Origin of the sequence: Pseudomonas sp. NFACC45 (genome assembly GCF_900113505.1) — a bacterium.
Classification (GTDB): domain Bacteria; phylum Pseudomonadota; class Gammaproteobacteria; order Pseudomonadales; family Pseudomonadaceae; genus Aquipseudomonas; species Aquipseudomonas tehranensis.
The window spans coordinates 150,025-163,918 of sequence record NZ_FOPO01000013.1; the positions used below are offsets into that span (position 1 = coordinate 150,025).

At 61.7% G+C, this 13,894-nt stretch carries 9 protein-coding genes; 6 read left to right on the forward strand and 3 right to left on the reverse strand.

All coding sequences use genetic code 11. From position 1 onward, the window contains the following. Positions 1 to 114 precede the first annotated feature (114 nt). Positions 115 to 2,514: a xanthine dehydrogenase molybdopterin binding subunit gene (gene xdhB, locus BM132_RS23325; protein ID WP_092459023.1), complete on the reverse strand. Its 2,400-nt coding sequence runs from the start codon at positions 2,512 to 2,514 to the stop codon at positions 115 to 117. Further along, positions 2,507 to 3,961 carry a xanthine dehydrogenase small subunit gene (xdhA, locus tag BM132_RS23330; protein ID WP_092459025.1) on the reverse strand — a complete coding sequence of 485 codons (1,455 nt, stop codon included), beginning with the start codon at positions 3,959 to 3,961 and terminating at the stop codon, positions 2,507 to 2,509. The genes xdhB and xdhA overlap by 8 nt, the downstream gene beginning before the upstream one ends. A 365-nt stretch (positions 3,962 to 4,326) precedes the next feature. On the opposite strand from xdhA, the gene BM132_RS23335 reads away from it, so the two are divergent. The 4 genes from BM132_RS23335 to ligA all read left to right on the forward strand — a co-directional run bounded on the left by BM132_RS23335 (position 4,327) and on the right by ligA (position 12,073). Continuing rightward, positions 4,327 to 4,986, forward strand: coding sequence for a GntR family transcriptional regulator (locus tag BM132_RS23335; RefSeq protein WP_092401724.1), 660 nt, complete (start codon positions 4,327 to 4,329; stop codon positions 4,984 to 4,986). Between the two features lie 2 nt (positions 4,987 to 4,988). Next, entirely contained in the window at positions 4,989 to 8,477 is a 3,489-nt protein-coding gene (gene smc / locus BM132_RS23340) for a chromosome segregation protein SMC (RefSeq protein ID WP_092459026.1), read from the forward strand. A gap of 209 nt (positions 8,478 to 8,686) precedes the next feature. Next, positions 8,687 to 9,532 carry a cell division protein ZipA gene (zipA, locus tag BM132_RS23345; protein WP_092401718.1) on the forward strand — a complete coding sequence of 282 codons (846 nt, stop codon included), beginning with the start codon at positions 8,687 to 8,689 and terminating at the stop codon, positions 9,530 to 9,532. Between the two features lie 183 nt (positions 9,533 to 9,715). Beyond that, complete coding sequence (gene ligA, locus BM132_RS23350; protein WP_092459028.1) at positions 9,716 to 12,073, forward strand: NAD-dependent DNA ligase LigA; 2,358 nt, start codon at positions 9,716 to 9,718, stop codon at positions 12,071 to 12,073. A gap of 260 nt (positions 12,074 to 12,333) precedes the next feature. On the opposite strand, the gene BM132_RS23355 is transcribed toward ligA, so the two are convergent. Then, positions 12,334 to 12,693 carry a DUF6124 family protein gene (locus tag BM132_RS23355; RefSeq protein ID WP_092459031.1) on the reverse strand — a complete coding sequence of 120 codons (360 nt, stop codon included), beginning with the start codon at positions 12,691 to 12,693 and terminating at the stop codon, positions 12,334 to 12,336. Positions 12,694 to 13,232: 539 nt separating this feature from the next. On the opposite strand from BM132_RS23355, the gene BM132_RS23360 reads away from it, so the two are divergent. After that, entirely contained in the window at positions 13,233 to 13,472 is a 240-nt protein-coding gene (locus tag BM132_RS23360; RefSeq protein ID WP_092459033.1) for a ribbon-helix-helix domain-containing protein, read from the forward strand. Next, positions 13,472 to 13,882 (forward strand): putative toxin-antitoxin system toxin component, PIN family, encoded by a 411-nt coding sequence (locus BM132_RS23365; RefSeq protein ID WP_092459035.1) that lies wholly within the window; start codon positions 13,472 to 13,474, stop codon positions 13,880 to 13,882. The genes BM132_RS23360 and BM132_RS23365 overlap by 1 nt, the downstream gene beginning before the upstream one ends. Positions 13,883 to 13,894: the final 12 nt, after the last annotated feature.

Sequence of the window (13,894 nt, forward strand, 5' to 3'; positions counted from 1 at the left end):
ATTTCACCTCAACATCTGTGTTGTCTGTTCAGGCCTCATCGCGAGCAGGCTCGCTCCCACATTGGATCGCGGTCCTGTGGGAGCGAGCCTGCTCGCGATTGGCCGCGCCGCGGTCTAAAGCGAAGCCAACTCGGTTTCAACTTCGACGGTCTTGGCCACCTTCAACTGCCGCATCTGCTCACACCCCCACAACACCCGCTCCGGCGTCGCCGGCGCATCGATTTTTGGCTGGTGCTGGTAATCCCCCAGGCTCGCCACGGCGTCCTTGATGGCGCACCACGCGGCGATGCCGAGCATGAACGGTGGCTCACCCACGGCTTTGGAGTGGAACACGGTGTCTTCAGGGTTCTTGCGGTTTTCCACCAGCTTGACCCGCAGATCCAGCGGCATGTCGGCCACCGCGGGAATCTTGTAGCTGGCCGGGCCGCAGGTCTGTAGCTTGCCTTTGTCGTTCCATACCAGCTCTTCCATGGTCAGCCAGCCCATGCCCTGGATGAAACCGCCCTCGACCTGGCCGATGTCGATGGCCGGGTTCAGCGAGGCGCCGACGTCGTGGAGGATGTCGGTGCGCAGCATCTTGTATTCGCCGGTCAGGGTGTCGACGATCACCTCGGCACACGCCGCGCCATAGGCGTAGTAGTAGAACGGCCGGCCCCGGGCCTGGTTGCGGTCGTAATAGATTTTCGGGGTCTTGTAGAAACCGGTGCTCGACAGCGAGACTTGAGCGAAATACGCCTGCTGGACCAGCGCCTCGAACGTCAGAATGTGATCGCGCACCCGCACATGGCCGTTGTGGAACGCCACATCTTCTTCGCTGACCTTGTACTGCCGCGCAGCGAACTCCACCAGGCGCTGCTTGATGGTTTCGGCGGCATTCTGCGCAGCCTTGCCATTGAGGTCGGCACCGCTGGAGGCAGCGGTGGGTGAGGTGTTCGGCACCTTGTCGGTGTTGGTTGCAGTGATCTGCACCCGGTCCATTTCCACCTGGAACACCTCGGCCACCACTTGCGCGACTTTGGTGTTCAAGCCCTGGCCCATTTCCGTGCCGCCATGGTTCAGGTGGATGCTGCCGTCGGTATAGACGTGAATCAGCGCCCCGGCCTGGTTGAGAAAACTGGCGGTGAACGAAATACCAAATTTCACCGGGGTCAGCGCCAGGCCTTTTTTCAGCACAGGGCTGTTGGCGTTGTAGCGACGGACCGCTTCGCGGCGTTCGGCATACTGGCTGCTTTGCTCGAGTTCAGCGGTCATCTCCTCGAGCATGTTGTGCTCGACGGTCTGGTAGTAGTGGGTGACGTTGCGCTCGGTCTTGCCGTAGTAGTTGGCCTTGCGCACCGCCAGCGGATCGAGCCCCAGATGGCGGGCGATGGCGTCCATCACCTCTTCGATGGCGACCATGCCTTGCGGCCCGCCGAAGCCACGGTAAGCAGTGTTCGACGCGGTGTTGGTCTTGCAGCGATGGCCGTTGATGGTCGCGTCGCCCAGGTAATAGGCGTTGTCGGCATGGAACATCGCCCGGTCGACAATCGAGGCCGACAGGTCCGGCGAGCAACCGCAGTTGCCGGCCAGCTCCAGGGCAATACCGTGCAGACGCCCGGTGCTGTCGAAGCCGACGTCGTATTCGATGTAGAAAGGGTGGCGCTTGCCAGTCATCAGCATGTCTTCGACCCGGGGCAGGCGCATCTTGGTCGGCTGGCCGGTGAGGTGGGCGATGACCGCGCACAGGCACGCCGGGCTGGCGGCCTGGGTTTCCTTGCCACCAAAGCCGCCGCCCATGCGGCGCATGTCCACCACGACTTTGTTCATCGAAACGTCCAGCACTTCGGCCACCAGTTTCTGTACTTCGGTGGGGTTCTGCGTGGAGCAGTAGACGATCATGCCGCCGTCTTCGGTGGGCATCACCGAGGAAATCTGGGTTTCCAGGTAAAAATGTTCCTGGCCGCCAATGTGCAGCGAGCCCTGGATGCGATGCTCGGCACTGGCCAGTGCCGCCGCCGAATCACCGCGCTGGTGGGTGTGGCTATCCAGCACGAAATGCCGCTTGCGCAGGGCCTCGACCACGTCCAGCACCGGTTCCAGGTCTTCGTATTCGATGATGGCCGCCATCGCGGCCTTGCGCGCGGTTTCCAGGTCCCTGGCGGCAACCGCCAGCACCGGTTGGCCGACGAACTGCACATCATCGATGGCCAGCAGCGGATCGCCGGGCAGCAGCGGGCCGATGTCCTTGAGACCCGGCACGTCTTCATGGGTGATGGCGATGCGCACGCCCTCAAAGGCGTAGCAAGGCGCCGTGTCGATGCGGATGATCCGCGCGTGGGCGCGGTCCGACAGCCGGGCGTAAACGTGCAACTGGTTCGGGAATTCCAGGCGATCGTCGATGTACTGGGCCTCGCCAGACACGTGCTTGGCGGCGCTGTCATGCTTGACGCTGCGACCCACGCCGGTGGTCAGGTTGCGGGCGAACAGTTCGGCCAACTCGGCTTGAGTCTTCTCTACGGCGTGATGGTTAGACATAAGCGGTCACCCGAGTCTCGATGTGCGGCGTTTGCAGTTCGATGAAGTATTTGCGCAGCAGGTTGCGAGCGCTGAGCAGGCGGTATTCCTTGCTGGCGCGAAAGTCCGACAGCGGTGTGAAGTCTTCGGCCAGGGCGGCGCAGGCGCGTTCGACCGTGCTGTCGTTCCACGGGGCACCGATCAATGCTGCTTCACAATGCTTGGCGCGCTTGGGCGTCGCGGCCATGCCGCCGAAGGCCACCCGGGCGTCCTGGACCACACCCTGCTCGATACGCAGGTTGAACGCCGCGCATACAGCGGAAATGTCATCGTCCAGGCGCTTGGAGACCTTGTAGGCGCGGAACGCCTGCTCAGCGCTGGCCCGGGGCACGATGATCTTCTCGATGAATTCGCTTTCCTGACGGGCGGTGACCCGGTAATCGATGAAATAGTCTTCCAGCGCCAGGGTGCGCCGGGTCTGGCCCTTGCACAGTACGAGCTGCGCGCCGAGGGCGATCAGCAAAGGCGGCGAGTCGCCAATCGGTGAGGCATTGCCGATGTTGCCGCCCAGGGTGCCCTGGTTGCGGATTTGCAGCGAGGCAAAACGCTGCAGCAGTTCACCGAAGTCCGGGTACTCGGCATTCAAGGCTTCGTAGCAGTCGGAGAGCGCGGTGGCGGCGCCGATCTCCAGGCGATCGTCGAAACGCTCGATACGCTTTAGCTCAGCGACGTTGCCGACGTAGATCATCACCGGCAGGGTGCGATGGAACTGGGTGACTTCCAGGGCCAGGTCCGTGCCGCCCGCCAGCAGGCGCGCCTGGGGATACGCGTCGTAGAGGTCGGCCAGGTCGGCCACGGTCAGCGGCACCAGACAGCGTTTGTCGCCGCTGTTGAGCTCACCAGTGTCAGTCGGTGCGATGGCCTTGAGGCGAGCGATGGTTTCGGCTTCGCGGGCGTCGAACTGGTCCGCTTGCCTGGTGCAGCAGACCTGCTCGGCGGCCGCCAGAATCGGCCGGTAGCCAGTGCAGCGGCATAGATTGCCGGCCAAGGCTTCGTGGGCCTTATGGGCGTCGGGCTGTTCGCTGTTCTTTTGCAGGGCGAACAGCGACATCACGAAGCCCGGTGTGCAGAAGCCGCATTGTGAACCGTGGCAATCGACCATCGCCTGTTGGACGCTGTGTAATTGGCCTTGGTGCTTGAGGTCTTCGACGCTGATCAGTTGCTTGCCGTGCAGGGAAGAGACAAAGGTCAGGCACGAATTGAGGCTGCGATAACGAATGCGTTCACGGCCGTCCTCGTCGGTCTGCAACTCACCTACCACCACGGTGCACGCACCACAGTCGCCGCTGGCGCAGCCTTCTTTGGTACCGGATTTGCCGACGTGTTCGCGCAAATAATTGAGCACGGTCAGATTCGGGTCCAGGGCGTGCTCACTACGGAGTTCCTGGTTGAGTAAAAACTGGATCACGGAAGGCCTCGCAGACTCATTATTGTTGTATCGACTTAGGCTGAATTTATCAGGTCTGACTTTGCGGTCAACGATTTTCTGACTTAAAGGTCAAGAAAATCCGCTTTGTCGATGAACGACGTATTCACTCAGTATTGACCCTGTGGGAGCGAGCCTGCTCGCGATGGCGTCGGAACAGTTATGCATTCATCGACTGATACACCGCCATCGCGAGCAGGCTCGCTCCCACAGGTTTTGTTTCAAGGTAAATTCCTTAACTTTTTTGCTTATATCGTGCCAAAAACCCGCTGCAGGCCCTGCGCCATGACGTATCGAGTGCGCTACACTGCGCCGCTTGTGCAAATCGAAGAGTTTGAAGGACAACCATGACGTTCAAGGCCCCGGACAGCCTCGCTGAGCAAATCGCCCATCACCTGGCCGAGCGCATCATCCGTGGCGAAATGAAGCCGGGCGAGCGCATCCAGGAGCAGAAGGTCACGCTGGCGCTCAACGTGAGTCGCGGCTCGGTCCGTGAAGCGTTGCTGATACTGGAGCGCCGGCATCTGATCGCGATCCTGCCGCGCCGTGGCGCCCACGTCACCGAACTGAGCGAACACAAGGTGCGCAGCCTCTGTGCGCTGATGAGCGAGCTGTACATCCTGTTGGGCAATGCGGTTGCTCATGGCTGGCAGGAGCAGGCCGACATGGCGCCGTTCCTCGAGATCCAGCAGCGCCTGCAGGACGCCTTCGCGCGTCAGGACATCCGCACCTTCGTCGATGAAAGTTTCAGCGTAATGCGTGCCGCGTACCCCTTTGCCAACAACCCGTACTTGCAGGAAACCGTCGAGAACCTGCAACCGGCCATGAGCCGCGCCTACTTTCTGGCCCTGGAACAACGCAAGGCCGAGATGAGCGAATTCCTCGACCTGTTCCAGCGCCTGCTGAACGCCGTGCTGGCCCGTGATTTGCCGCAGATCCGCATCGTGCTGACGGCCTACGCCCAGCGCAGTTGCGATCTGGTGGTTTCTGCCCTGACGGCGGCCTGAACGTGCGGCTCAAGTGCATCAAGCTGGCGGGGTTCAAATCCTTCGTCGACCCGACCACGGTGAACTTCCCCAGTAACATGGCGGCGGTGGTCGGGCCCAACGGGTGCGGCAAGTCGAACATCATCGACGCCGTACGCTGGGTGATGGGCGAGAGCTCGGCCAAGAATCTGCGCGGCGAGTCGATGACCGACGTCATTTTCAACGGCTCCACCAGTCGCAAACCGGTGAGCCAGGCGAGCATCGAGTTGGTGTTCGACAATTCCGACGGCACCCTGATCGGCGAGTACGCGGCCTACGCGGAAATCTCCATCCGCCGCAAAGTGACCCGCGACAGCCAGAACAGTTATTTCCTGAACGGCGCCAAGTGCCGACGTCGCGACATCACCGATATTTTCCTCGGCACTGGCCTGGGCCCGCGCAGCTATTCGATCATCGAGCAGGGCATGATCTCCAAGCTGATCGAGGCCAAGCCTGAAGACCTGCGCAACTTCATCGAAGAAGCCGCCGGCATCTCCAAGTACAAGGAACGGCGCCGGGAGACCGAAAACCGCATTCGTCGCACTCATGAAAACCTGGCCCGCCTGACCGACCTGCGCGAAGAACTCGAGCGCCAGCTCGAACGCTTGCACCGCCAGGCCGAGGCCGCCAAGAAGTACCAGGAATACAAAGGCGAAGAGCGTCAGCTCAAGGCCCAGCTGTCGGCCCTGCGCTGGCAGGCGCTGAACGAGCAGGTCGGCCAGCGCGAGGCGATCATTGGCAACCAGGAAGTCAGCTTCGAAGCCCTGGTGGCCGAGCAGCGCAATGCCGACGCCGCCATTGAGCGCTTGCGCGACGGCCACCACGACTTGTCCGAACGCTTCAACCTGGTGCAAGGGCGCTTCTATTCGGTGGGTGGCGACATCGCCCGGGTCGAGCAGAGCATCCAGCACGGTCAGCAACGGCTGCGCCAGTTGCAGGATGATTTGAAAGAGGCCGAGCGCGCGCGCTTGGAAACCGAATCCCACCTGGGCCACGACCGCACGTTGCTGCTGACCCTTGGCGAAGAACTGGAGCGGCTCACGCCGGAACAGGAACTCACCAGCGCCGCCGCCGAAGAGGCTGCCGCCGCCCTGGAAGAAGCCGAGCTGAGCATGCACGGCTGGCAAGAGCAGTGGGACAATTTCAACCTGAGCTCTGCCGAGCCGCGGCGTCAGGCCGAAGTCCAGCAGTCGCGCATCCAGCAACTGGAAGCCAGCATGGAACGCCTGGCCGAGCGTCAGCGCCGTTTGGCCGAAGAGCGCGCCTTGCTCGCGGCGGACCCCGAAGACGCGGCGATTGTCGAACTGAGCGAACAACTGGCTGCCAGCGAAGCCACCCTTGAAGACTTGCAAGCCAGCGAAGATGCCCAGGTCGAACGGCTCGAGCAACTGCGCCAGGCTTTGCAACTGGCTCTGCAGAATCAGCAGCAGGCCCAGGGCGAATTGCAGCGCCTCAATGGCCGTCTGGCTTCGCTGGAGGCCTTGCAGCAAGCCGCGCTGGACCCAGGCACCGGCACTGCCGAATGGCTGCGCGACCAGCATCTGGCCGAGCGCCCGCGACTGGCTGAAGGCCTGAAGGTCGATGCCGGCTGGGAGCTGGCGGTGGAAACCGTGCTGGGCGCCGATCTGCAAGCGGTGCTGGTGGATGACTTCGCAGGCTTCGATCTGTCGGGCTTCACCCAGGGCGATCTGCGCCTGCTCAGCCCCGCTGGTGATGGCGTGCGGGTGCCGGGCAGCTTGCTGGATAAAGTCGAGGCCCAGGTCGACCTGTCTCCCTGGTTGGGGCAGGTGAAGCCGGTGGACAGCCTTGAACAGGCTTTGGCCCTGCGCGGACAGCTGGCGGCCGGTGAAAGCCTGATCAGCCGGGACGGCTATTGGGTCGGTCGGCATTTCCTGCGGGTGCGTCGGGCCAGCGAAGCCGAGAGCGGCATGCTCGCCCGGGGCCAGGAAATCCAGCGCCTGAGCGCCGAGCGCGAAGAACGCGAAGCGAGCGTCGAAGCCCTGGAAACCGAATTACAGAATCTGCGGGCGCAACAGCGCCAGCAGGAGAATGGTCGCGAACACTTGCGTCGGCTGTTGCAGGACGAAGCACGCCAGCAGGGCGAACTCAAAGCGCAGCTGTCCGCCGGCAAGGCCAAGGTTGAACAACTGGCCTTGCGCCGCACGCGCCTTGAGGAAGAAATCGCCGAGCTGGGCGAGCAACGGGCGCTGGAGCATGAGCAAATCGGTGAGGCGCGCCTGCAACTGCAGGAAGCCCTCGATGCCATGGCCGTGGACACCGAGCAGCGCGAGTTGCTGCTGGCTCAGCGCGACAGTCTGCGTGAACGCCTCGATCGGGTGCGTCAGGATGCGCGCCAGCATAAGGATCACGCCCATCAGTTGGCGGTGCGCCTGGGCTCGCTCAAGGCGCAGTACGATTCCACGCGCCAGGCGTTGGAACGGCTGGAAATGCAGTCCGAGCGCCTGACCGAAAAACGCGAGCAACTGAGCCTCAACCTGGAGGAGGGCGAAGCGCCGCTGGAAGAGTTGCGCCTCAAACTCGAAGAGTTGCTCGACAAACGCATGAGCGTTGATGAAGAGCTCAAGACTGCGCAAATTGCCCTGGAAGACGCCGACCGCGAACTGCGCGACGCCGAAAAGCGCCGCAGCCAGGCCGAACAGCAATCCCAACTGATCCGCAGTCAGATGGAACAGCAACGCATGGAATGGCAGGCCCTGACGGTGCGCCGCAAAGCCTTGCAGGATCAGTTGCTCGAGGACGGCTACGACCTCGGCGGCGTGCTCGCCACGTTGCTGGCCGGGGCCAACGAGAAAGACGCCGAAGAAGAGCTGGAACGCATCGCCGCCCGCATTCAGCGTCTGGGCGCCATCAACCTGGCGGCCATCGATGAGTACCAGCAGCAGTCCGAGCGCAAGCGCTATCTGGATGCCCAGAACGACGATCTGGTGGAAGCGTTGCAGACCCTGGAAAACGTCATCCGCAAGATCGACAAGGAAACCCGTAATCGCTTCAAGGATACCTTTGATCAGATCAACGGCGGTTTGCAGGCACTTTTCCCGAAAGTTTTCGGTGGCGGCAGCGCTTACTTGGAACTGACGGGCGAAGATTTACTCGATACAGGGGTGACCATCATGGCGCGCCCCCCTGGCAAGAAGAACAGCACCATCCATTTGCTCTCCGGGGGCGAAAAAGCGCTGACGGCACTGGCCCTGGTTTTTGCCATTTTCAAATTGAACCCGGCGCCGTTCTGCATGCTCGATGAGGTGGACGCGCCGCTGGACGACGCCAACGTGGGGCGCTATGCACGCCTGGTAAAAGAGATGTCTGAAACGGTGCAGTTCATCTACATCACCCACAACAAGATCGCCATGGAAATGGCCGACCAGTTGATGGGCGTGACCATGCATGAGCCGGGTTGCTCGCGTCTGGTGGCGGTGGATGTGGAGGAGGCGATGGCGATGGTGGACAGTTAGCTTCAAGCGCGAGCGGCAAGCTGCAAGTGAGGCGGCTTGTGGCTTGCCGCTTGTAGCTTGTAGCTGCGGGTCATGCTAGTTTAATGTCAATTTTTCGTATGCGTGGGCAAAACGCCATTCAGAACATAGAGTTGGCGCCACGTTTTAAAGCGGTTTGCACATAGCTAAGCCCCTTATTTTTCAGCATTTTTATAGAGGCACGGGATTACATGGAAATCGGTCTGCGCGAGTGGCTGATCGTCATCGGCATTATTGTCATTGCCGGTATTCTTTTCGACGGCTGGCGCCGCATGCGCGGCGGCAAGGGGAAACTCAAGTTTCGCCTCGACCGCAGCCTGTCGAACCTGCCGGATGATGATGGCAATGCCGAGCTGTTGGGCCCGCCCCGGGTGCTGGATACCCATAAGGAGCCGCAACTGGATGAGCACGACCTGCCATCGATGAGCGCGCCAGTGCGCGAGCCACGGGAGTCGGGTTCCAAGCGCGGCAAGCGCAACAGCGAACCGTCCCAGGGCGACCTGAACCTCAATCTCGACCTGGACGGCGGCCCGAGCTTCAGCAGCCGCGACGACGACTTCCCGGACGAGAACAAACCCGTGCGCGGCGACAAGGACCAGGCCCAGGCCGAGGAAGTGCTGGTGATCAGCGTGATCTGCCGCGATCCGGCCGGCTTCAAGGGCCCGGCGCTGCTGCAGAACATCCTGGAGAGCGGCCTGCGTTTTGGCGAGATGGACATTTTCCACCGTCATGAAAGCATGGCCGGCAACGGCGAGGTGCTGTTCTCCATGGCCAACGCGGTCAAGCCAGGCGTGTTCGATCTGGACGACATCGACCATTTCAGCACCCCGGCGGTGAGCTTCTTCCTCGGCCTGCCAGGCCCGCGTCATCCCAAGCAGGCCTTTGACGTGATGGTGGCCGCGGCGCGCAAGCTGTCCCAGGAACTCAACGGCGAGCTCAAGGACGACCAGCGCAGCGTGCTGACCGCCCAGACCATCGAACACTACCGCCAGCGCATCGTCGAATTCGAACGCCGGGCGTTGACTCAGAAACGCTGAGGCCAAAGATCGCAGGCCCTGTAGGAGCTGCCGAAGGCTGCGATCTTTGGCTTGAGACGCTAGTGTCCGGGGAAAAAAGATCGCAGCCTCGTTGCACTCGACAGCTCCTACAGCTCCTACGAGCGATCGAAGTATTGAGAATGAGCAGCCTAGGCTGCTCTTTTGCTTTATGAGAGAACATCCATGACTGCCGTCGAAACCCGCATCCAACAGCTGCGTACCGAGCTGGATCAGCACAACTACCGCTACCACGTCCTCGACGAACCGAGCATCCCGGACGCCGAGTACGACCGTCTGTTCCATGAGCTCAAGGCCCTGGAAGAACAGCATCCTGAACTTGTGACCAGCGACTCCCCGACCCAGCGTGTCGGCAGTGTTGCACTGTCGGCCTTCAGCCAGGTCCGCCACGAAATCCCGATGCTCAGCCTGGGCAACGCCTTCGACGAAACCACGATGCGTGAATTCGACCGTCGGGTCACCGAAGGCCTCGACCTGCCCATGGGCGACTTGCTGGGCGGTGGTGCGGCGGTGGAGTACAGCTGTGAGCCGAAGCTCGACGGCCTGGCGGTCAGCCTGTTGTACCAGGACGGTCTGCTGGTGCGCGGTGCCACGCGCGGCGACGGCACCACCGGCGAAGACATCAGCGTCAACGTACGCACGGTGCGCAACATTCCCCTCAAGCTGCAGGGCACTGGCTGGCCGCCAGTGCTTGAAGTGCGCGGCGAGGTGTACATGTCCAAGGCCGGCTTCGAGCGCCTCAACGCCACGCAACTGGAGGCGGGGGGCAAGACCTTCGCCAATCCGCGCAACGCGGCGGCGGGCAGCCTGCGCCAGCTGGATTCGAAGATCACCGCCAATCGCCCCCTGGAATTCTGCTGCTATGGCATCGGCCAGGTGACCGCGGACATTGCCGACACCCACATCGGCAATCTCAAGCAGCTCAAAGCCTGGGGCCTGCCCATCAGCCGCGAATTGAAACGGGCCCACGGCATCGACGAGTGCCTGGATTACTACCGCGACATCGGCGAGCGGCGTAACGCGCTGCCTTACGAAATCGACGGCGTGGTGTTCAAGGTCAACAGCATCGCCTCCCAGCGCGAACTGGGTTTCCGCGCCCGGGAACCGCGCTGGGCCATCGCCCATAAATTCCCGGCCAGCGAAGAACTCACCGAACTGTTGGACGTCGAGTTCCAGGTCGGCCGCACCGGCGCCGTGACACCCGTTGCACGACTCAAGCCGGTCAAGGTGGCCGGCGTGACCGTGGCCAACGCCACGCTGCACAACATGGACGAAGTGGCGCGCCTGGGCCTGATGATCGGGGACACGGTGATTATCCGCCGTGCCGGCGACGTGATCCCGCAAGTGGTGCAAGTGGTCACCGAGCGTCGCCCGGAAAACGCCCGCTCCGTTGAAATCCCGCAACAGTGCCCGGTGTGTGGCTCCCATGTGGAGCGTACGCAACTGATCAAGCGCAGCAAGGGCCGCGAAACCATCAGCGAAGGCGCGGTGTACCGTTGCGTCGGGCGTCTGGCCTGTGGCGCACAGCTCAAGCAGGCAATCATTCATTTCGTGTCGCGCCGGGCCATGGACATCGAAGGCCTGGGCGAGAAGAGTGTCGAACAGTTGGTGGACGAGGGGTTGGTGGGTTCGCCTGCCGATCTGTATGCCTTGACCTTCGAGCAAGTGGTCGACTTGGAAGGCTTCGCCGAACTGTCGAGCAAGAACCTGTTGGCGGCCATCGTCGACAGCAAAAAGCCGAGCCTGGCTCGCTTCATCTACGCCCTCGGCATCCCGGACGTGGGCGAGGAGACCGCCAAGGTCCTGGCCCGCTCCCTCGGTTCACTGGAGCGTGTGCAAGCGGCCTTGCCTCAAGTGCTCACGTACTTGCCGGACGTCGGCCTGGAAGTGGCCCACGAGATCCACAGCTTCTTCGAAGACTCGCACAACCGCCAGGTGATCGAGGGCTTGCTGCGCCATGGCCTGGAGATCCAGGACCAGGGCGAACTGGGCGCCGAGTTCTCCGCCAGCACCACCTTGGGCGGTTTCCTGGACAAGCTGAACATTCCCTCGGTCGGGCCGGGCGGGGCGCAGAAACTGGCGGACAAGTTCGGCTCACTCCAGGCCGTGATGAACGCCGACTGGCTGGACATGCGCCAGGCCCTGCCGGAAAAACAGGCCAACGCCGTGCGCGAGTTCTTCACTGTCGTCGATAACCGCCAACAGGCCGAAGCCGCCGAGAAGCAGTTGCAGGATTTCGGCATGCACTGGCAGAGCGAGAAAAAAGTCGTCGAAGGTCTGCCTGAAGCGGGGCACACCTGGGTGCTGACCGGGTCGCTGGAGCTGATGAGCCGCGATGTCGCCAAAGACAAACTGGAAAGCCTGGGGGCCAAGGTGGCGGGGTCCGTGTCGGCGAAAACCCATTGCGTCGTTGCCGGGCCGGGGGCCGGGTCGAAATTGACCAAGGCCAATGAGCTGGGGCTCAAGGTGCTGGATGAAGAGGCGTTTGTGGCGTTTTTGAGCAAGCATGGCATCACGGTTTAGCCGTGAACGTTTCCTCGCGCAGCAAAGGAGCGTTGCCAAGGACGCTCCGCATTCCGCTTTTGGAGATGGGCCCGCACCGTGCGAGCAATTCGCAGGAAACTCGGACCCATTGTGGCGAGGGGATTTATCCCCGCTGGGCCGCGCAGCGGCCCCAACCCTGTCAACTCAATCAACCAGACAGACCGAGATGTCAGATTTAGGGCTGCTGCGCAGCCCAGCGGGGATAAATCCCCTCGCCACAGGGGCATGTGGAGAGTCGGCTAGCGCGGATCGACGTTATCCAGCGCCCGATTCGCCAGCAATCCGCCCAGCTCGATCAACTGCGCAATCCCCAACGCCACATGCCGCCGTGAACCTTCCAGTTCAAAAGCCAGATCACTGATCATGGCATCGGCCGAAGCCAGGGTTTCACTGAGGTTGGCGAGTAGGCATTCGGTGTCGATGCCGTTGATCACGGTGAAGAGCTGCCCGGGTGTGGGGTCGGCCTCCGGCTGTTCCGGTTTTGGTTTCAGGTAGAAGTCGAGGGCGCGCTCGGCGGCTTCGTCGAGTTTTTTTGCGGCGGCGGTTTTGTGCGGGGATGTCGGATCGGTGTCCGGTGGGTTGGGGGTTGCTTTGAACATACGATGAAGCTCCATGTGTGTTTAAAGGAGCCATCACCCTCGCTACCAAACGATTGGGTGGCGGCCATACGAAGGTTGGTAGACCGGCCCACATGGAAAACCGGCGCGCCCGAGGGCGCCCTGCGCATGGCCACCATTAGACAAATGCCAAAAAAGACACCGCCAAAGGTGACGCTATGCGTCATGTGGGAGACGGGCTACCAAACCCGATCGCTGATTCGTCAGCGACCCGGAAACGATAAAGCCCGGCCCCTAGGCGCACAAGCCGGCGGATTCTGGCGCAGTTGTAGGCAATGGCACAAGGCAGGGTAGCCGCTTCTGCAACGTCCTACATCGGAACTTACAATTTGACCAATTCCCACGCTCCTGTGTGGGAAAGTCGGCAGGGGCACCCGCTTTAAATAAGTCCATCACCTTTGCGTGTATTTTCGGAGGAGGGAAACCGGGACGTTTATAGGTTAGTAAAAGGCTTTGCTAGCGTTGCGTTGCCCCAAAATATAGGTGTATAAACACACAAACACCTATCAAGGGGGAACACCATGAGTACCATCCGTTGGAATGTCGCCGTCTCGGCTGACACCGACCAGTCGCTTCGGATGTTTCTGGCCAGCCAGGGCGGTGGCCGCAAAGGCGATCTGTCGCGCTTCATTGAGGAAGCGGTACAGGCACACATTCTGGAACTGACGGCCGAACAGGCCAAGGCCGCAACAGCCAATCTGAGCGAAACGCAATTGACCTCAATGGTCGATGAGGCTCTCGACTGGGCACGTAAGCGCTGATGCGGGTTGTGTTGGATACCAACATTCTGTTCAGCGCTCTGATTTCGCCGCACGGTGCGCCCGATGCTATTTACCGCGCCTGGCGAGCGGCGCGTTTTGAAGTAGTGACCTCGCGGATACAACTCGATGAAATCCGCCGAGCCAGCCGCTACCCCAAACTCCAGGCCATCCTTCAGCCCGCTAAAGTGGGGGCCATGATCAACAACCTGCAACGGGCAGTTGTACTGGAGCGTCTGGCTATCGAGGTCGAAGCCGATGATCCGGATGACTCGTTTTTACTGGCCATGGCCCTTGCAGGCGACGCGGACTATCTGGTGACCGGTGATCGCCGCGCCGGTCTCTTGCAGCGTGGGCACATAGGACGCACGCGCATTGTCACGCCCGCCGTGTTTTGTGCCGAGCTGCTGTGATCGATCGAGATC

Bases quoted from the DNA above. Each gene is read 5' to 3' on its own strand.
- ligA (WP_092459028.1), top strand. From the start codon at position 9,716: ATGACTGCCGTCGAAACCCGCATCCAACAGCTGCGTACCGAGCTGGAT.
- BM132_RS23360 (WP_092459033.1), top strand. From the start codon at position 13,233: ATGAGTACCATCCGTTGGAATGTCGCCGTCTCGGCTGACACCGACCAG.
- zipA (WP_092401718.1), top strand. From the start codon at position 8,687: ATGGAAATCGGTCTGCGCGAGTGGCTGATCGTCATCGGCATTATTGTC.
- BM132_RS23365 (WP_092459035.1), top strand. From the start codon at position 13,472: ATGCGGGTTGTGTTGGATACCAACATTCTGTTCAGCGCTCTGATTTCG.
- BM132_RS23355 (WP_092459031.1), bottom strand. From the start codon at position 12,693: ATGTTCAAAGCAACCCCCAACCCACCGGACACCGATCCGACATCCCCG.
- BM132_RS23335 (WP_092401724.1), top strand. From the start codon at position 4,327: ATGACGTTCAAGGCCCCGGACAGCCTCGCTGAGCAAATCGCCCATCAC.
- xdhB (WP_092459023.1), bottom strand. From the start codon at position 2,514: ATGTCTAACCATCACGCCGTAGAGAAGACTCAAGCCGAGTTGGCCGAA.